This window comes from Ochrobactrum sp. CGA5 (assembly GCF_006345815.1).
Lineage (GTDB): Bacteria > Pseudomonadota > Alphaproteobacteria > Rhizobiales > Rhizobiaceae > Brucella.
The window spans coordinates 612861-630626 of the sequence record NZ_VCIG01000038.1 but is presented as its reverse complement, the minus strand read 5'-3'; the positions used below and the strand labels follow the sequence as shown (position 1 = coordinate 630626).

Below are 17766 nucleotides of genomic sequence, written 5' to 3'. Positions count from 1 at the left end.
CAATATCGATGCTGGCGCCGGCATTATTGAAAAATGTAGTAAAGTAAATGCTAACGGCGAGTATATTTAATTATACTCGCCGTTTACGATGTTTTTATTATAGGTATCTAACTTAGTTTTTATTGAATTACTTCTTCTTGCGAATGGTCTCTCCAGATTTTTGCAAGGCTTCAACAACTGCCAATGCAGTCATATTGACGACCCCCCTCGAGGTGACTGATGGCGTCAGAATATGTGCCGGACGCGCCGCGCCGAGCAGAATCGGACCCACGTGCAGTGCATCCGTAACCATCTTGACCACATTCAGCGTAATGTTTGCCGCGTCGAGGTTCGGGAAGACAAGCAGATTGGCTTCGCCTTTCAACCGTGAATTCGGGAATACGCGATCGCGCAGAGCTTGCGAGAGAGCTGAATCACCATGCATTTCACCATCGGATTCGAGTTCTGGCGCCTTCTCGGCGAGAATTGCTGCGGCTGCCCGCATCTTTTCCGCACTGGCTGATTCTTTCGATCCGAAATTCGAATGAGATACGAGTGCTGCCTTTGGCTCGATACCAAAGCGGCTGATTTCCTTTGCAGCTAGAATCGCCATTTCAGCGATCTCGTTCGCGCCCGGCTCAACGTTTACATATGTGTCTGTGAGGAAGAGGGCGCCGCGCTGTGAGATCAGCAAGCTCAAAGCAGAATAGTCACGAATACCGGGAACCTTGCCGATAATTTGGCGTACGACACGGAGGTGACGTTCAAAGCGACCTTCAAGACCACAGATCATTGCGTCGGCCTCGTCACGCATGACGGCGAGAGCGGCAATTGCGGTCGAGTTCGTTCGGACGATGGTACGTGCCGCTTCCGGCGTGACACCTTGTCGACCGGTGTAGGAGAGATAAAGATCAACATAGTCACGATAACGCGGATCATCTTCGGGGTTGATGAGTTCAAAATCCGTTCCCGGACGAATCTTGAGGCCATAGCGACGGAGGCGCGTTTCAATGACCTGCGGACGTCCGACCAGAATCGGATCGGCGATGCGCTCTTCGATCACGACTTGAGCGGCGCGGAGTACGCGTTCATCTTCACCATCCGCATAAATGACGCGCTTCGGCTTTTCCTGCGTGCGTGCCGCTGCGAAGACCGGCTTCATGATGAGGCCGGAGCGGAAGACAAAGCGATTCAAGCGATCGAGATAGGCTTCCATATCTTCAATCGGACGCGTGGCCACACCTGTTTCCATTGCCGCTTTGGCAACAGCCGGGGCGATACGCAAAATCAGGCGCTGATCGAATGGCGACGGAATGATGTAGTCTGGCCCGAAAGTCGGCGTGTCGCCGGAATATGCGCGCGCAGCCACATCCGAAGGTTCCTCGCGGGCGAGCGCGGCAATTGCGCGGACAGCCGCCAGCTTCATCTCTTCGTTAATCGCAGTTGCACCAACATCAAGTGCGCCACGGAAGATGTAAGGGAAGCAGAGAACGTTGTTGACCTGATTTGGATAATCCGAACGTCCCGTGCAAATCATGGCATCTGCACGGGCTGCACGAGCCTCCTCCGGCATGATTTCCGGCTTCGGGTTGGCAAGTGCCATGATCAACGGCTTTTCTGCCATCTGCTTCAGAAGTTCAGGCTTCAGCACGCCAGCGGCGGAAAGGCCTAGAAAAACGTCAGCGCCGCCTATGACATCGGCCAGAACACGCGCGTCAGTCTTCTGTGCGTAAACTTCCTTCCAGCGATCCATCAGCGTGTTACGCCCTTCGTAGACGACGCCTTCGAGATCACAGACCCAGATGTTTTCGCGCTTCGCACCGAGATTGACAAGAAGATTGAGACACGCCAACGCTGCAGCGCCAGCGCCCGATGTAACAATTTTGGCGTCGCTGATCTTTTTGCCGGCTAGTTCCAGACCGTTCAATACTGCCGACGCGACGATGATTGCCGTGCCATGCTGGTCATCATGAAAGACGGGAATATTCATCTTTTCACGAAGTTGTTCTTCGACCTCGAAGCATTCAGGCGCTTTGATATCCTCAAGGTTGATGCCGCCAAAAGTTGGTTCCAGCGCGGCAACGACATCGACAATGCGACTGATTTCGTGCGCATCGATTTCGATGTCGAACACATCGATGTCGGCAAATTTCTTGAAAAGAACCGCCTTTCCTTCCATCACGGGTTTGGAAGCAAGGGCACCGATATTGCCAAGGCCGAGAACCGCTGTGCCATTTGATACGACGGCAACGAGATTTCCTCGGGCGGTGTATTCGGCGGCAGTCGCTGGGTCTTCATGGATTGCGAGGCAAGGAGCGGCCACGCCTGGCGAATAAGCCAGCGCCAGATCTCGCTGGTTTCCAAGCGGCTTTGTCGCCTGAATTTCCAACTTTCCGGGCTTCGGATAACGGTGGAAGAACAGAGCTGCTTCATCGAAATCCGAACGGGAAGTGGAAGGTGTTTTCTTGGTCATGGTCGCATCGCTTTCCAAAATCTTTCGTGCAGGGCAAAGACCCATTCGCACGTGGAGGGCGCGGTGTTCGCATACAGTTTTGCACGCGGTTCCCGCACACTGGGCCATCATTGTTTTTAGTCTATAGGCTCAAATCTCAGTAGACCCGTTTTCGAGAATGAGTTTTTCCAAATTTGCAGATCTATCGTTTGGTGCTGTTAAAATGCACTCTGATACGCGCCGCCGTCGATAACGAGATTCTGCCCGGTAATGAACCCGGAATGTTCCGAACAAAGGAACGCGCAAGCCTGTCCAAACTCCTTTGGCTGACCGATTCTTCCAGCGGGTATTGTCGATGCCCGCTTCACAGCTTCTGCATCTGGTGTGGTACCGTTTTTCTGGGCCGAGAATATGAAACCACTGCGAAGGCGATCCGTGTCGAAAGCACCGGGAAGGATGTTGTTGATCGTCACATTCGAGGCTGCGACTGTACGGGCGACGCCAGCTAGAAACGCAGTCAGACCGGCGCGAGCCCCCGATGAGAGATCAAGACCGGGAATAGGAGCGTAGACCGACGTTGACGTGATATTGACGATACGGCCGAAGCGGCGCTCCACCATCCCGTCAATCACGGCTTTGATCAGCTCAATGGGCGTCACCATATTCTGGGTTACCCCATGCAGGATCGCCTTGCGATCAAGAAGGCGGAAATCCTTGAAGGCAGGACCACTATTGTTATTGACGAGAATGTCTGGCGCGGGGCAGGCGGAGAGTAGTTTCTCCTGTCCTTCAGCCGTTGACACGTCGGCAGCGACAGCATCAACTTTTACACCAAATGTCTCACGAATTGTCTTTGCTGTTTCCGCAAGGATTTCATTATTTCGTCCGTTAAGAACTACATCGCATCCGGCTTCGGCGAGCGCCTCCGCGCAGGCGCGTCCAAGTCCCTTGCTGGAGGCACATATAATCGCTTTTCGACCTTTCAGGCCCAAGTCCACGGCTCGATCCTCACACTTCGTTCAGGTTCTCCAGACATGCCACCAAGCGAGTGGTCCGATCAACCAGATTCTGGTTCACAGGTGTATATGTCCACCTTTTCGGGCAAAAACTGCTGTCATCGAGAACAATATTTGGTGAGTATCGCTACTCAAGGGGAGGAGTGAACTCCGCTCTTGGCCGGATCAGATATCCGCTATCCGCCTGCTCCAGCGCATGGGCTAGCCAGCCAGTGATACGCGCAAGTGCAAAAAGGAGCAGGGGAGCATCTGGCGGTAATTCGTAGATTTCTGTCACTGCAGCGAGTGCAAAATCGACATTCGGTTTTTCACCAAGCATGTCCGCAGCGCTTTGCTCCAGATCGCGATAGGGTGTCGGCAGGTCCAGATGTCCGAGCAATACAGAAGCGCGTATATCCCCTTTCTCACGGTAAAGCGGGTGACCAAACAAATGAAACTGGGTTCCTTGCCTGAGTTGGTCCTTTATAGCCGCTTCGGCACCTACTTGTCGCGCTTGGGCAACGATAGCCGCAGCAGCGGTTGCGGCTCGCCCATGCCTTGGCCCAATCAACGTCGATAATCCTGCGAGTATGGCGGCTGAAAGCGGAGCTCCTGTTGATGCCGCAACGCGTGTGGCGAATGCTGATGCATTGAGTTCGTGGTCCGCCAATAGTACCAGAATGCGCCGAATCGTACTGCTTGCCTGCGGCTTTCTCCAAGCTGCGGCGATACGTTCATGCATTGGCGTGTTCGATATAGACACTCCAAGCACGGTATTATGGAAAACTTGTAATAGACTAAAGGCTTCCTGCTGCAGAATTGTTGCGGAGCGTCCGGAACTAGGCAGGTCGTTCGCAGCACGAATGCCAAAAACCCCAAACAGTCGTTCCAGAGGTGTGGTATCGGTCTGGCAGTTGTCTGGATTTGGGTCGGCGTTAGTGCAGACAATACTGCTGAAATCCATCTGCCATAGCAGGGCGGCGACTTCTTCCAGTGTCGCTGTTTCAGAGAGTTCCGCCGCGTCGCAACCGCGATAGAGCAGGCGACCATCGATAATGGTCGAGATACCCGAACGCATGATCGGAAGCCCCCAACGAATGGTATCGGCGGCGACAACGCTGTCTCGTTTGCGACCGGGGCGCCTGTCAGCCAGTCGATGAACGTCCTCTGATCTATAAAGGCTGCGCCTGGGATCGTCCGGCAATGGCTTAGAACGAATGCGGCCGCGACTCACATTTGCATAGAGAGTTTGCGGCTTCGTCTGAAGAATGGTGAGGGCTTCTACGGTTGTTAGCCAGTCCATTGCTGTCCCTGACATTGATCTATTTCATCAAGATTGACGTCAACTATAGTTGGATTCAATGTCGGAAGGCAAATAAGGAGAATTATCATGAATAGCGGACTCGAAGATGTCATCGCTGCCGACACTGTATTGTCTGACGTCGATGGATTGGCAGGCAGGCTGGTTATTCGCGGACGGTCGCTGGATGATCTGGTCCCGCACAGTAGCGTCGAAGATGGAATAGAGCTTCTGTGGGACGGCTTTTTCGATGACCTTCCAAAAGGGGAGAGTCTTCAGAAAGCGCTCGGAGAGGCACGTATGCAGGTATTTCATCATACGGATGCGCTTGACGATACATTGATGGCTATATCTCCGATAGAAGCGCTGCGCGCGTTAATGGCTCGCATCCCTGACGAGGATCATCTGACGACGGCGCTGCATCTGATGGCGGCGCCAGCGGTTTTCACGACAGCCATTCTGCGAGCAGAGAAGGGACATCGACCGATTTATCCTGATCCAACTCTTTCTCACAGCGCCGACATTCTGCGCATGATGAATGGGGGAATGCCCGTCGAAGCAGAAGTTGCAGGGCTCAACACCTATCTTTTGACCGTTTCCGATCATGGATTGAATGCATCAACATTCGCTGCCCGTGTTGTGGCATCGACGCGTGCCGGATTGACCTCTTCTTTGCTTGCCGCGATCAGTGCGTTGAAAGGACCGTTGCACGGTGGTGCGCCCGGACCTGTGCTGGATATGCTGGACGCAATAGGCAGACCCGACGATGCGGAACGGTGGCTGGAATCCGCTGTTGCCGATGGGGAAAGGCTGATGGGTTTCGGTCATCGAATTTATCGCGTACGCGACCCGCGCGCCGACGCTTTGAAAAGCGCATTGAAGCATATTGCAGCGCTTGGACATGAGCGGGGAATCCCTCGCATTGAGTTGGCCGAGGCCGTGGAAAAAGCTGCTATCTCGGTTCTCAGGCGCCACAAGCCGGATCGCTCTCTCGAAACAAACGTCGAGTTCTATACCGCTCTGTTGCTTGAACAATTAGGTTTCCCGCGTGAGGCGTTTACCTGTGTTTTCGCGATGGGAAGAACCATGGGGTGGGTAGCCCATTGTCGTGAACAAATGGCAGCAAACAAGCTCATCCGTCCTCAATCGCGTTATGTTGGCCCGAAAGTAAGGCTGGTCGCCTAATACAAGTTACCGACCGAGGCGCGGTGACTGGTTTTCCGCGCTTCAAGAATCAGCGTCATATCACTGTGACATGAATCGGGTTTTCTGCGCTCAGATCAGGTTGCCATTGAAGGGGACAACCATATGAGCACCGACGCTCCGCAGCCCAAAAAACTCCGAACCCTTTTTATTTCGGACGTGCATCTCGGTTCCAAGGCCGCTCAGGCTGAACTGCTTCTGGATTTTCTTCGTCATCATGAGGCAGAGACGATTTACCTCGTTGGCGATATTGTTGATGGCTGGCGCCTGCGGCGCAACTGGCACTGGCCACAGGAGCACAATGATGTGGTTCAGAAGCTGCTTCGCAAGAGCCGCAGGGGTGCAAATATAATCTACATCGCCGGTAACCATGACGAATTCTTGCGGAACTTCCAGGGGACGCATTTCGGCGGCATCGAAGTGATGAACCGGGCAATTCATGAAACCGCAGACGGTCGCAAGTTTTTGGTCATTCACGGCGATCAGTTCGATGTTGTAGTGCGCAATGCGCGGTTTATTGCCTATCTCGGCGACTGGGCATACGACACCGCGATCTGGGTAAACACGGTTATGAGTCGGGTCCGTTCGCTTTTTGGCCTGCGCTACTGGTCGTTTTCAGCTTGGGCGAAATTCCGCGTCAAGAAAGCGGTCAATTTCATAGGTCAGTTCGAGAACGTGGTTTCCGAAGAGGCGCAGCGTATCGGGGTTGATGGTGTTATCTGCGGCCATATCCATCATGCCACGATCGAGAACATGAATGGCGTCGAGTACATCAATACCGGCGATTGGGTGGAGAGCTGTACGGCTGTGATAGAACATTTCGATGGCCGGATGGAGCTCATCGAATGGACTGAGCGTCGTGATCGTCTTTCGACAACAGGGATCGTAAGTTCGGATATCGAAGAACGCGGCGAGGGCAGGATCATCCAACTTCCGCGACCCGTGCGTGAACTGGTGAATTTGCGCCGATGAAGAGAATCGTCATCGTCACCGACGCCTGGCATCCTCAAGTCAACGGCGTCGTACGCACGCTGACTACATGTCGCGATCTGATGATCGAGCGCGGATACAATGTCACTATCATATCGCCGCTAGATTATAGATCGATCCCCTGTCCGACCTATCCAGAAATTAGGCTTGCTTTGACCACACCTGGCGCACTTAGACAACGTCTGAGAACCCTGCAGCCGGATTACGTGCACATCGCAACAGAAGGCCCTCTGGGACATATGGCGCGGCGCGCCTGTCTGAAAATGAGCTGGTCGTTCACGACTAGCTTTCACACACGGTTTCCGGAGTATCTGCAAGAACGCTTTCCTATACCGCCGAAGTGGACTTACGCATTCCTCCGACGTTTCCATAATGCGGCGCAGCATACGTTGGTGCCGACCCAATCTATTCTGGATGACCTCAAGGGGAGAGGTTTTACGCGGCTGAATCTCTGGACGCGCGGCGTCGACCGCACGCTGTTCTATCCTCGGAAGGATGTGGTGAAGGACTTGCCGCGACCAGTTTTTATCTGTGTGGGGCGGGTCGCCACGGAAAAGAACTTGCCAGCATTTCTGGAACTTGATCTTCCCGGCACAAAACTGATCGTTGGAGACGGCCCATCTCTCAATGAATTTAAGACGCGTTTTCCAGAAGCGGTGTTCGTTGGTAAACGCGAAGGCGAAGCATTGGCAAACAGTTATGCTGCCGCCGATGTTTTTGTTTTCCCAAGTCGGACAGACACGTTCGGTCTCGTTTTACTGGAAGCAATTGCCTCCGGCCTGCCGGTAGCAGCATATCCGGTGCCTGGTTCACGGGATGTCGTTGGAGCAACGGGTGCTGGTGTTCTTTCAGAAAGTCTCGGTGACGCTTGTCTGGCTGCGCTGGAGATGGAACCGTTTGAGCCTGCGCAGGTACTCAAACAATTCACCTGGGATGCTTGTGCCGATATTTTCGAAGATGCTCTCGCTCCGATAAACAGCACCGCAAGCGAGAGTTATAAAAGCGAGGATCAGCCCCAAACAGTGGCCTCGGGCGGATAGACCAGGGCGCCTTCATAGCGCAACCCTGGATCACGATCATGGGCGAGAAGCAACGGCCCATCAAGGTCGACCACATTGGCTTTCTGAGCGAGCAAGACTGCTGGCGCCATGCCAAGTGACGTGCCGACCATACAGCCCACCATGACCTGAAGGCCGAGATCTATTGCCCGGTCCCGCATGATGAGGCCTTCCGTCAGTCCACCTGCTTTGTCGAGCTTGATGTTCACTGCGTCGTAGCGTTCTGCCAGCTTTTCAAGGCCAGCAGATGTATGGACGCTTTCATCGGCGCATATAATGACAGGACGTTCAATCTCGCTAAGAATATGATCGTTGTCCGTTGGCAAGGGTTGTTCAATGAGAATAACGCCTGATTCAGCCGCGGCACGCATGTTCTCAACGATATTGTGTGCCGTCCAGCCTTCATTTGCATCGATGATGATGCGACTGTTCGGAGCCGCCCTTGTAACCGCGTGGATTTTTTCAACATCGTTGTCGCCGCCCATCTTTACCTTGATGAGCGGATAGTGAGCGACCTTCGCCGCTGATTCCGCCATTTCAACCGGTGTGCCGAGCGAAACGGTGATAGCGGTTTCAAGCGGTCGGGTCGGTGTGCCGAGCATTTCAGCAACGCTTCGGCCCGATGTTTTGGCTTCGAGATCCCATAAAGCACAGTCGACCGCATTGCGGGCAGCACCAGCCGGCATCAAAGTTTGAATATCCCGTCGCGTGGCGCCACCTTCGATAGCTGTACGGGCGGATTCAATCTGGGCACATACGCTTTCGATGCTCTCGCCATAGCGGGCATAAGGTACGCATTCGCCGCGTCCTTTATGGAGACCGTTGTCAATCACACACACAACAACAGCGGCTTCCGTTTTGGAGCCTCGCGAGATTGTGAATTTTCCGGCGATAGGATAGCGTTCTACAATGATATTCAAGGTATTGTGCATAGAGATGCCCTCTGGGACGCAGTATTTCGGTCGTTCAACGACTCATATATGAGGTAGGCCATGTTGAACGACACCGCCGACAAAGCAAGAGCTACCGATAATCCTGCGCCGAAGATTGATCTGACGGAGCAGGACGGTGCGCGCTATATCCGGTTGAGTGGTCGATGGGTCTCGCAGAGTGTGAATCTTGTCGACGACAAGATGCGTAGCCTCGAAAATGCGGAGCAGTACAAAGCAACGATAATCGATGTTTCTGGTGTATCCGGTCTCGATACAGCAGGCGCCTGGCTGATTGAACGCTTGCGGCAGCGCCTTGATGCGAGGAACGCCAACGCGCACCTTGAAGGCCTTCGTCAATCCTGGCTTCCTTTGATGGAGGAAGTGGGGCAGGCGGTCGAGCGTACCTTGGATATTCCCCGTCAGAGAAAGCCGTTCTTTCTCATTTCATTTCTGGCAGCGCTCGGTGGCGGCGTTATCTCTATGGGTAACGACTTCAAAATGGCGATGCATATCCTGGGCGCCACTATCCGCGGCGCCCAGCTAAAATACGGACGTGGAAGCGGCATCCCCATTGCCGCCATCGTCACGCAGATGGATCGGATGGGCGTGGGTGCGATCCCCATTATCATTTTGATGTCGACGATTGTCGGCGCGATCATTGCCCAACAGGGTGCATTTCAGTTGCGCTATTTCGGTGCTGAAATTTTTGTCGTTGATCTGGTCGGCATTCTGGTGCTGCGTGAGCTCGGCGTTCTTCTTACCGCCATCATGATCGCCGGCCGTTCAGGCAGTGCGATCACAGCCGAAATAGGCTCGATGAAAATGCGCGAGGAGACGGATGCTCTGACGGTTATCGGCCTCAATCCGGTAGGCGTACTGGTTTTTCCCCGTCTGGTGGCGCTGGTTGTCGTCCTGCCGTTGCTCACTATAATTTCCGACCTGGCTGCACTCATCGGGGCAGGTGGTGTGGCCTGGTTTTATTCCAATATTTCACCTGATGCTTTCATCAGCCGCCTGCATGATGCGGTCGCGTTGAACACTTATTTCGCGGGTCTTATCAAAGCTCCGTTCATGGCCATGATCATCGGAATTCTCGCATCGGTTGAGGGGATGAAAGTTGGCGGCAGTGCAGAATCACTTGGCCGTCGCGTTACTGCTTCCGTTGTGAAAGCTATTTTTGTGGTTATTGTCGTGGATGGGTTGTTCGCAATGTTCTATGCGGCGATTAATTTTTAGAAGATACTTATGTTCTTTGTTTTTAATGAGTTCTTTCAGACACAGTTGCACAGAAAATTTACCCCTCATTTGTGTTCAACTGTTCAGTCCGAAGCCAAGCTCGGTTAAAGAGTGGGTATGGAGAACGGCATCGACCACCGGTCGCAACCGCAGGATGACGACAATCGCCAGACGGCCGTGCCGATGATCTCGGTGCGCGACGTGACGGTTTCGTTCGGCCGTCAGACCGTGCTCGACAAGCTATCGCTTGAAATTTACCAGGGCGAGGTTCTTGGTTTCATCGGACCTTCTGGCTCGGGTAAATCTGTGTTGATGAGGACTATTCTCGGTCTTAACAAGAAACAGTCGGGCGAGATTGAGATTCTCGGTCGCAATATCGATAAGCTGAATGAGCTGGAGAAGATGTCCATCGACATGCGTATGGGTGTCTTGTTCCAGCACGGGGCGCTGTTTTCAGCACTTAATGTTCTTGAAAATATTCAGGTTCCGATGCGCGAGTATCTTGATCTGTCACCGAAGCTGATGGACGAGCTGGCACGATTGAAAATCGACCTTGTCGGTTTGAAGCCTGATACGGCGGAAAAGTTTCCGTCAGAACTTTCCGGCGGCATGATCAAACGTGCCGCGCTAGCGCGTGCTTTGGCTCTGGACCCGGACATCCTCTTTCTTGACGAGCCGACTTCTGGTCTAGATCCGATTGGCGCTGCAGACTTTGACGACCTGATTGCCAATCTTCGGGATACGATGGGGCTAACCGTCTACATGGTTACCCATGATCTTGATAGTCTTTTTGCGATCTGTGACCGGATTGCCGTTCTTGGAAACAAGAAGGTACTTGTCAGCGGCACTCTTGAAGACATGCTGAAGGTAGACGATCCGTGGGTTAAATCCTATTTTCGGGGCAAGCGTGCGCGCCAGATCGATCCATCGGCGCCGACAAGACGGCGGCCTGGTAGCCGCTTGCAGACTGGATAAGATATGGAAACTAAAGCCAATTACGTTCTGGTAGGTGTCTTTACGCTGATCGTCAGCCTGTTGGCTTTCGCATTTGTGTTCTGGATCGCCCGTTTTGGGGAAGCACGCGATTCTCTGGAGCTTGATGTTCGTATTCCGGGTTCTGTTACTGGCCTTTCGATAGGAAGCCAGGTTCTATTCAACGGCATCAAAGTTGGCGATGTTCGAGCATTACATCTCGACGAGACCAATCCAGAAATGGTGATCGTAAAAACCCGCGTTAACGCGACAACGCCGATTACCCGCTCTACTGCAGCCACTTTAGGCTTTCAGGGACTGACAGGGCAGGCCTACATCGAATTGAAAGGCGGTCGGCTCGACGAACCCAACCTACTAACAGAAGCCGAAAAAGAACAAACGGTAGCGCGTATTGATGCTGATCCGTCTGCCGTTAACAACCTTCTTGCGACCGCGCAGGATATTGCTGCACGAGCTAATGCCGTGATCGGTCAGTTGGAGGGCTTTGTAAAGGACGCTCGTGGGCCGCTTACGGATACGATCAAAAATACTAAGACTTTCACAGATGCGCTGGCGCAGAACGCCGATATCATTCAGGAACTTGGCCAGAATACTGGAAACATTAACCAGATTGTCGCTGACGCGAAGGACATGATGGCTCGCTTGAATGCCGCTTCCGTTCGCGTCGACGCCATTCTAGCGAAGACCGACAAACTCCTGTCGAGTGACGACAAGGATGGGGTTGTCGCACAGGCAAAGGCAACCTTGCAATCCATTCGACAGACGTCTGACAATCTCGACAAGCGTTTGGGGCCGATTGCGGACAATCTGCAGCGGTTTTCCGGACAGGGGTTACGTGATGTGCAGTCCGTCGTCGTAGACAGCCGCCGTTCCATTCAGCGTATAGAACAGGCGATTACTGATCTTGAGCGCAATCCCCAGCGCCTAATTTTTGGCGGTCAGGGGAATGTACCGAAATATGACGGAAGGACGCGTCATTGATCTCCGAAACTATGCAGATCGAGATGAATTCACCTCGCACCCTTGGCCGCACAGTGTCGGTATCTGTTCTTCTTGGCTTGCTTCTTGTTGGCTGTGGGACAACAACACCGTTGGACACTTTCAATCTGTCGGCACCGCAGCCTGCCGTATCTTCGCCAAGCCGCAAGAGCACACAATTGCTGGTGCCGACGCCAACGGCCCTCAAGGCGCTTGATAGCGAGAATATCGTCGTCAGTTCAACCCCTGGCTCCATTGAATATCTGAAGGGCGCCCAATGGGGCGACAGACTGACGAACATCGTGCAGTCACGTCTGGTTCAGGCTTATGAGAATACTGGCGTGTTTGGTGGAATTGGCCGTCCGGGAGATGGATTGGCGATCAATTATCAGATTCTGACTGATCTCCGCATGTTCGGTATCCAGGCTTATGCTTCACCGAAGCTTGCTGTGGTTGAACTGGCCGTAAAGCTGATGAACGATAAGAACGGCGAGGTTCGTGCAACCCGCGTGTTCCGTACGGCCATTCCTGTGAGCGGTACAACAAATGCGGCCTATGTGAAGGCGCTTGATGCGGCTTTTGAACGGACTGCAAGCGAGATCGTAAGCTGGACGGTAACAGCGCTTTAAACCGAGGCAAGATAGAACAAGAAAAAAGGTCGGCGTAATTGCGCCGACCTTTTTCCTTGAACGGAACCAACCGTTGTATTTCTCTGCCAGACGAACAAAAACGCGGCCCGAAGGCCGCGTTTTCCTTGAGTCTATACCTTAGCGAAGGCGGCCGCTTGCGTGGGCAAGCATGGTGTATACCTTGCCAGTGTCCGAGGTGAGGTAAGTCCGCGTCACCATGTTGTCACGGTCGTTACGAGCTACATCTTCAAGCAGACGCTGGAAGTCATCCATATAGCGGTCAACGGCGCGGCGGAATTCACCATCTGTCTGGTACTTACGCTTGATGTCATCAAAGGTCTGCTGACCCTTCAGCGTATAGAGACGGCGAGTAAAGACGTTACGCTCACCGCGACGATAACGGTCCCAAAGTTCTACCGAAGCTTCGTGGTCGATAGCGCGGGCGATATCCACCGAAAGCGAATTCAGCGATTCAACGACATGGCTTGGCGAACGAGGCGTCGCGGTTGGCTGAGCCTTTGGTTGTACTGCTTCTTCTTCCTCGCGGGAAGCGCGAGCGAGAAGATCGGACACCCATCCACGGGGCTTTTCCTCCTGCGTGGCTGCCGGAGCTGGCTGAACTTTCGGCGCATCATAGGCGCGCTGGCGGATTGCAACATCTGCCTGCGCTATCGGTGCCTGAACCGGAGCTGGGCTGGGTGCGACCGGTGCTGGGCGCGAAACCGGACGATCTGCACGGCTTTCGCCGACATCGACCAGACGACCGGATTTGTTGACGATTTCGGCCAGCTCCTTCAGCGCGTTGATCTGCTCGCTCACAGCCTTGCGCATCGCAGTCGTGGTTTCCTTGGCTTCGGCAGGCATGTCGAGAACCCCGCGCTTCAGTTCGCCACGGGTCGTGTTGAGCTCGTTGCGAATCTCGCTAGCGGTCCGGCGAATATCGTCGGTTGCAGCGGAGAATTTCTGAGCGGCCTGCTCGACAATTTCTGATACGCTTTCACGCATCTTTTCGGCAGACGTACGGGTTTGGCCTTCGGCACGCTGGAATGCAGAAGTTATCAGTCCTTCGAAGGACTGCATCAGCTTTTCAACGCCTTCGGATTTTTCGACAAGGCCGGATGCCAGCTTGTCGAGCGCCTGATGGCGGTCTTCAAGCGTACTTACAAGGCCATTCTGGGCCGTGTTGATCATTTCAGAAGCCGAAGAGAGAACCTTTCCATGTTCTTCAAACCGGTCGGCAATGTCTGCAATCTGAGACAGAGTATTGTCGGATATGGCGCGCAACGTGCCGATATTGCCATCAATCAGGCCGGTAGAAGCTTGGAACATCTGCGCGGCGCGGTTAGTATTCTCGACGAAGCTTGATGTTGTGTCGACCAAACGACCATCAATATCTGTGAGATTGCGCGTTGCAGTATCAATCAGCTTACCGAGCTCGCCGTTCGATGTAGCGAGGCGATCAATAAGTTCGCTGACATTATCAGAAAGACCGGCTTTCGCCTGCTGAACGGCGGCAATCGTTTCTGCCGTGCGGCTTGCAAGTGCGTTGACCAGAGCCGCATTTTCCGAACGAAGTCTGTCGGTTGCAGCGTGGGTAGCTTCTTCGAGCTGCTGCGCCAGTCCGCGACCACTGTCGGCCAGTCGCTGTACCAGCGGTTCCGCCGTATCGTTGAGGATCTTGGTGATTTCCTGCGAACGGGCAGCAAGAACGGCATTAAGTTCGCGCGTACGTTCTTCCAGCGTAACAGCCGTCGTGTCAGTCACCTGCGCAATACGTGCCTCGACGGAACCAAGTTCCATCGTGATACGCGAACCGATGTCTCCCAGACGGGTTGCGATGGCGTCAGCACGTTCTGCGAGCCTCGATTCTGTGCCGGCGAGATTGTCGGCAACGCTGGTGACAAAGGCTTCGCTGTGACCGGCAAGAGTTTCGCTCGTTCTGCTCGCCGTGTTGGCGATACGGGCTTCGATCGAGCCGAGTTCGCCGGTGAGGCGGCTTTCGATTTCGCCAAGACGACCGGCAATCGCATCGGCGCGATCGCCGAGACGGGCTTCGGTACCCGAAAGATTGTCGATCAGACGGGCGCTGAATGCTTCGCCAAAACCGTCCAACGCCTCACCGGCCTTGGCCGCTTCAGCCGAAAGCGTGCTTGCGGCTTCGCCGATCTTCTCGCGCAGCGTGCCGGCAACGATTCCAGCGCTTTGTTCGAGCGCACGGCGAACATTGTCGACGCCGATGGTGAGTGCCTTCTCCATCGTCTGTGTACGTTCTTCGATAATGCCGGTCTGGCCCTCGAACGCGCGACTGATGGTTGAGCTGCTGTCGGCGATTGCGTTATGAAGGTTGGTCGTACGCTGTTCCAGAATGTCGCTGTGGTCCTGCAGCGTTTGGCTCAGCGATGCCGTGCTGTCGCTCAAAGTCGAGCGGATTTCCGCGGCGCGGGTTTCAAGAGTACGTTCATGACCATCCAGAATGCCGGAGAGGGCATTGTTGTGATCGTTCAGGACAGTATGAAGTCCGCTCGTGCGCTCTTCCACCTGCCGTACATGCTCACCCAGGACGGCGACGAACGCATCGCGACTGGCACCAATGGATTCATTCATGCTGTTTGCGCGTTCGTCGAGAATACGTGCGAGTGTGTCCTGATTTTCAGCGATAAGCGCCTGTAGCGAACTCACGCGTTCATCGAAGGTACGGGCAAGGACTTCACGGTTTTCGTTGAAGTTATCGCGCATTGCAGCAGCGCGCTCATCCATCAGTTGAGCAAGCATGGCCTGATTGCCGGCAATAACGCCGTGAAGTGTGACGACACGCTCTTCCAGAGAGCGGGAATGGTCTGCAAAGCTTGCATCAAGTAATGCGGAATGGCTTTCCATCGTCTGACGCAGCGTATTGGTCCGCTCTTCAAGAATTGCCGCATGGGCGTCGGCAACGGAGTTGAGAGCTGATGCGCTGGCGTTGACGGCATTTTCGATGTCGCTCGTGCGCGCAGCAAGCGTATCGGCATGGCCACGGATGACGGAGGAAACGCGTTCTGTTTCCCCTTCCAGCGAAGCAGCCAGAACATCACGGCTTTCAGCAAGCTTGCCTGCGAAGGCATCTGCCTTTTCACCAAGAATATTACCGACGCTTTCACCGATAGACGTCAAATCTTCGCCGATCTTCGTCTTGGTTTCGTCGATCATCGTGCTCAGAGACGTGCGACCACTAGAGAAGGTCTCTGCAATTTCGCGCGTACGAGCGATAAGGTTTTCGTTGATCTGACGCGAACGGGTTTCGAGCGCTGCATTCAGTTTTTCAGTGCTACTGTCGAGAGCATGCGCACGGGCCTCGAACTCAGAAAGAAGCGACCGGCCACGTTCGGAAAGGGTGCTTTCGAGGTTGGCAAGACGGGTGTCAAATTCGCTGACCATCGACTGCGTTGCACCGCCTAGAAGATTCGCAATACCGGCTGTGCGTTCGTCCAGAGCTTCTGTCAGGCGATCTGATACAGTGCGCGATTGTTCATCGAGCGTTGCAATACGCGTATCGAGCAGATTTGCGAATGCCTCACCCGACGTTGTGATGCGTGAGCCGATGTCACCCGTACGGGTTTCAATGGCTTCGGCAATGGCGCCACCGCTTTCGTTGATGCTGCCAATTAGGCGCTCACCGGATTCACTGAGCAGGGTGCTCAACTGCTGCGACGCAGACAGAACATTGTCGCGGATAATATTGGAAGCACTCGAAAGCTCTTCCTTAAGCTGTTCATGTGCACCGGAGATCGATGAACGTACGCGCTCGGCGTGGCTGACAACAGCTTCGCGTTCGTTGCCAAGATCGCTGACGAGTGAACGGATACGCACCTCATTATCGCTATAGGCGCGTTCAAGCTGGTTGACTTCCGACTGAACGAGCGTTTCCAGTTCGACGGCACGCGCTAGAGTGCGTTCAATGCCTTCGTTCATGGCGGCGACTTCACGACGCACGGCCTGTCCGAGGGTTGAAACACGGTCGCCGGATACAGCTTCCGGTTGGAGTAGTCGCATGGCAGCTTCCGACATGCTGCGTGCTGCCGTGTGCATTTCCTGCGCACGTTTCACGAGCTGTGCGAAACCCCAGAACATAGCGACCGGCAGTGCAACGCCAGCAACGACACCGAGACCGGCAGGTGAGGTGAAGAAATCCTTGGTAGCCTGCAGGGTCGAGAAGACATCGGGATTGATGGCCTTGCTCAAGGCAACGCCACCGGCAGTCCACAGCACGCTGATTGCCGTTGTGGTCCAGAATAGCTTCGACGAGTTTTCGGTCGCGCGGCGAGGAGCGGCTATGATTGCCTTTTCGCTGCGGGAATCGTCATTAGCTGGCGCAAAGGTAGGGGATGCAACGTTGGCGGTGGTCGCAACTGGTGTGGCGGCAACAGGCTTGTTGGCGGCCGTTTCAGGCGTTGGCACTGCGGCTTTGGATGCGCTGGTAGACTTGTGCTGAACGCCGGCTGTCGCTTGCGATACTGGTCCAGCGGCTTTTACAACCGGCGGGACCGGAGGTGCTGCGGGCGTTGCAATTACGGAGGCGGTCGTAATGGTGGCTACTTTGGCAGCAGTTTCCACAGGGGAAACGGCAACCGGTTCGACCGTCTTAGTCTTCTGTTCGGCAACCAGCTCTTCAGCAGCGCGTGAAATTTGCTCTTCCAGATCATCGACTGAGAAGCCGTCACCAAACGCAGTCAAGTCCATGTCGATATCAACATCGTCACCGAAATCGATATCGAGTGCCTGTTCCAGCGCCTTTTCAACCTCAAGGTCGAGCTTCTGTGCCTTGGATTTGGAAGCCATTGTTTGCCTACCTCGTACTCATTACTGCGACGGCCGGACCAAAAGAAGACCGTTACAAAACTTCTCCGCCACCTTGCATCGTATCGGCTCAGGCTTGTTAAGGAAATAGGCGACCTCTACCGATATCTAAAACTTTAAATACAAGGTTAACGGAAATCTGCTCAATGCATGAAAAATCGACATTTCTGGGCTTTCCGCCCTTGCGA

The 17766-nt window shown here is 54.2% G+C and carries 12 protein-coding genes; 7 read left to right on the top strand and 5 right to left on the bottom strand.

Annotated elements, in window-relative coordinates; translation table 11 throughout:
* Positions 1–127: 127 nt before the first annotated feature.
* From FJQ48_RS16115 to FJQ48_RS16105, 3 genes are all read right to left on the bottom strand, one after another.
* Positions 128–2452, bottom strand: a complete 2325-nt coding sequence (locus tag FJQ48_RS16115) for an NADP-dependent malic enzyme (protein ID WP_139975963.1) — start codon at positions 2450–2452, stop codon at positions 128–130.
* 197 nt (positions 2453–2649) lie between these two features.
* A complete protein-coding gene (locus tag FJQ48_RS16110; RefSeq protein ID WP_139975962.1) occupies positions 2650–3429 on the bottom strand; it encodes an SDR family oxidoreductase in 780 nt (259 codons plus the stop codon).
* A gap of 145 nt (positions 3430–3574) precedes the next feature.
* Positions 3575–4729 (bottom strand): citrate synthase, encoded by a 1155-nt coding sequence (locus FJQ48_RS16105; protein WP_139976326.1) that lies wholly within the window; start codon positions 4727–4729, stop codon positions 3575–3577.
* An 87-nt stretch (positions 4730–4816) separates the two neighbouring features.
* Between FJQ48_RS16105 and FJQ48_RS16100 the strand changes: the two genes are divergently transcribed.
* The 3 genes from FJQ48_RS16100 (at position 4817) to FJQ48_RS16090 (ending at position 7959) form a co-directional block, all read left to right on the top strand.
* Positions 4817–5911 (top strand): citrate synthase/methylcitrate synthase, encoded by a 1095-nt coding sequence (locus FJQ48_RS16100; RefSeq protein WP_139975961.1) that lies wholly within the window; start codon positions 4817–4819, stop codon positions 5909–5911.
* A gap of 123 nt (positions 5912–6034) precedes the next feature.
* The gene (locus tag FJQ48_RS16095) at positions 6035–6901 is read left to right on the top strand and encodes a UDP-2,3-diacylglucosamine diphosphatase (protein WP_139975960.1); all 867 of its coding nucleotides are present in this window, start codon (positions 6035–6037) and stop codon (positions 6899–6901) included.
* The gene (locus FJQ48_RS16090; RefSeq protein ID WP_139975959.1) at positions 6898–7959 is read left to right on the top strand and encodes a glycosyltransferase family 1 protein; all 1062 of its coding nucleotides are present in this window, start codon (positions 6898–6900) and stop codon (positions 7957–7959) included. The genes FJQ48_RS16095 and FJQ48_RS16090 overlap by 4 nt, the downstream gene beginning before the upstream one ends.
* Here FJQ48_RS16090 and dgcA read toward each other — a convergent pair.
* The gene (gene dgcA, locus FJQ48_RS16085; RefSeq protein ID WP_139975958.1) at positions 7929–8909 is read right to left on the bottom strand and encodes an N-acetyl-D-Glu racemase DgcA; all 981 of its coding nucleotides are present in this window, start codon (positions 8907–8909) and stop codon (positions 7929–7931) included. The genes FJQ48_RS16090 and dgcA overlap by 31 nt on opposite strands.
* Before the next feature lie 60 nt (positions 8910–8969).
* Between dgcA and FJQ48_RS16080 the strand changes: the two genes are divergently transcribed.
* From FJQ48_RS16080 to FJQ48_RS16065, 4 genes are all read left to right on the top strand, one after another.
* Positions 8970–10145, top strand: a complete 1176-nt coding sequence (locus tag FJQ48_RS16080) for an ABC transporter permease (protein WP_139975957.1) — start codon at positions 8970–8972, stop codon at positions 10143–10145.
* Positions 10146–10262: 117 nt separating this feature from the next.
* Entirely contained in the window at positions 10263–11120 is an 858-nt protein-coding gene (locus FJQ48_RS16075; RefSeq protein WP_139975956.1) for an ABC transporter ATP-binding protein, read from the top strand.
* Positions 11121–11123: 3 nt separating this feature from the next.
* A complete protein-coding gene (locus tag FJQ48_RS16070; protein WP_139975955.1) occupies positions 11124–12119 on the top strand; it encodes an MlaD family protein in 996 nt (331 codons plus the stop codon).
* Between the two features lie 23 nt (positions 12120–12142).
* Positions 12143–12745 (top strand): ABC-type transport auxiliary lipoprotein family protein, encoded by a 603-nt coding sequence (locus tag FJQ48_RS16065; RefSeq protein WP_139976325.1) that lies wholly within the window; start codon positions 12143–12145, stop codon positions 12743–12745.
* Between the two features lie 138 nt (positions 12746–12883).
* On the opposite strand, the gene FJQ48_RS16060 is transcribed toward FJQ48_RS16065, so the two are convergent.
* Positions 12884–17560, bottom strand: coding sequence for a kinesin (locus FJQ48_RS16060; RefSeq protein WP_139975954.1), 4677 nt, complete (start codon positions 17558–17560; stop codon positions 12884–12886).
* Between the last annotated feature and the right edge of the window lie 206 nt (positions 17561–17766).

Excerpts from the sequence above, each read along its gene's own strand:
- dgcA (WP_139975958.1), bottom strand. The coding sequence starts at position 8,909 with ATGCACAATACCTTGAATATCATTGTAGAACGCTATCCTATCGCCGGA.
- FJQ48_RS16100 (WP_139975961.1), top strand. The coding sequence starts at position 4,817 with ATGAATAGCGGACTCGAAGATGTCATCGCTGCCGACACTGTATTGTCT.
- FJQ48_RS16075 (WP_139975956.1), top strand. The coding sequence starts at position 10,263 with ATGGAGAACGGCATCGACCACCGGTCGCAACCGCAGGATGACGACAAT.
- FJQ48_RS16090 (WP_139975959.1), top strand. The coding sequence starts at position 6,898 with ATGAAGAGAATCGTCATCGTCACCGACGCCTGGCATCCTCAAGTCAAC.
- FJQ48_RS16115 (WP_139975963.1), bottom strand. The coding sequence starts at position 2,452 with ATGACCAAGAAAACACCTTCCACTTCCCGTTCGGATTTCGATGAAGCA.
- FJQ48_RS16060 (WP_139975954.1), bottom strand. The coding sequence starts at position 17,560 with ATGGCTTCCAAATCCAAGGCACAGAAGCTCGACCTTGAGGTTGAAAAG.
- FJQ48_RS16095 (WP_139975960.1), top strand. The coding sequence starts at position 6,035 with ATGAGCACCGACGCTCCGCAGCCCAAAAAACTCCGAACCCTTTTTATT.
- FJQ48_RS16070 (WP_139975955.1), top strand. The coding sequence starts at position 11,124 with ATGGAAACTAAAGCCAATTACGTTCTGGTAGGTGTCTTTACGCTGATC.
- FJQ48_RS16105 (WP_139976326.1), bottom strand. The coding sequence starts at position 4,729 with ATGGACTGGCTAACAACCGTAGAAGCCCTCACCATTCTTCAGACGAAG.
- FJQ48_RS16065 (WP_139976325.1), top strand. The coding sequence starts at position 12,143 with ATGAATTCACCTCGCACCCTTGGCCGCACAGTGTCGGTATCTGTTCTT.
- FJQ48_RS16080 (WP_139975957.1), top strand. The coding sequence starts at position 8,970 with ATGTTGAACGACACCGCCGACAAAGCAAGAGCTACCGATAATCCTGCG.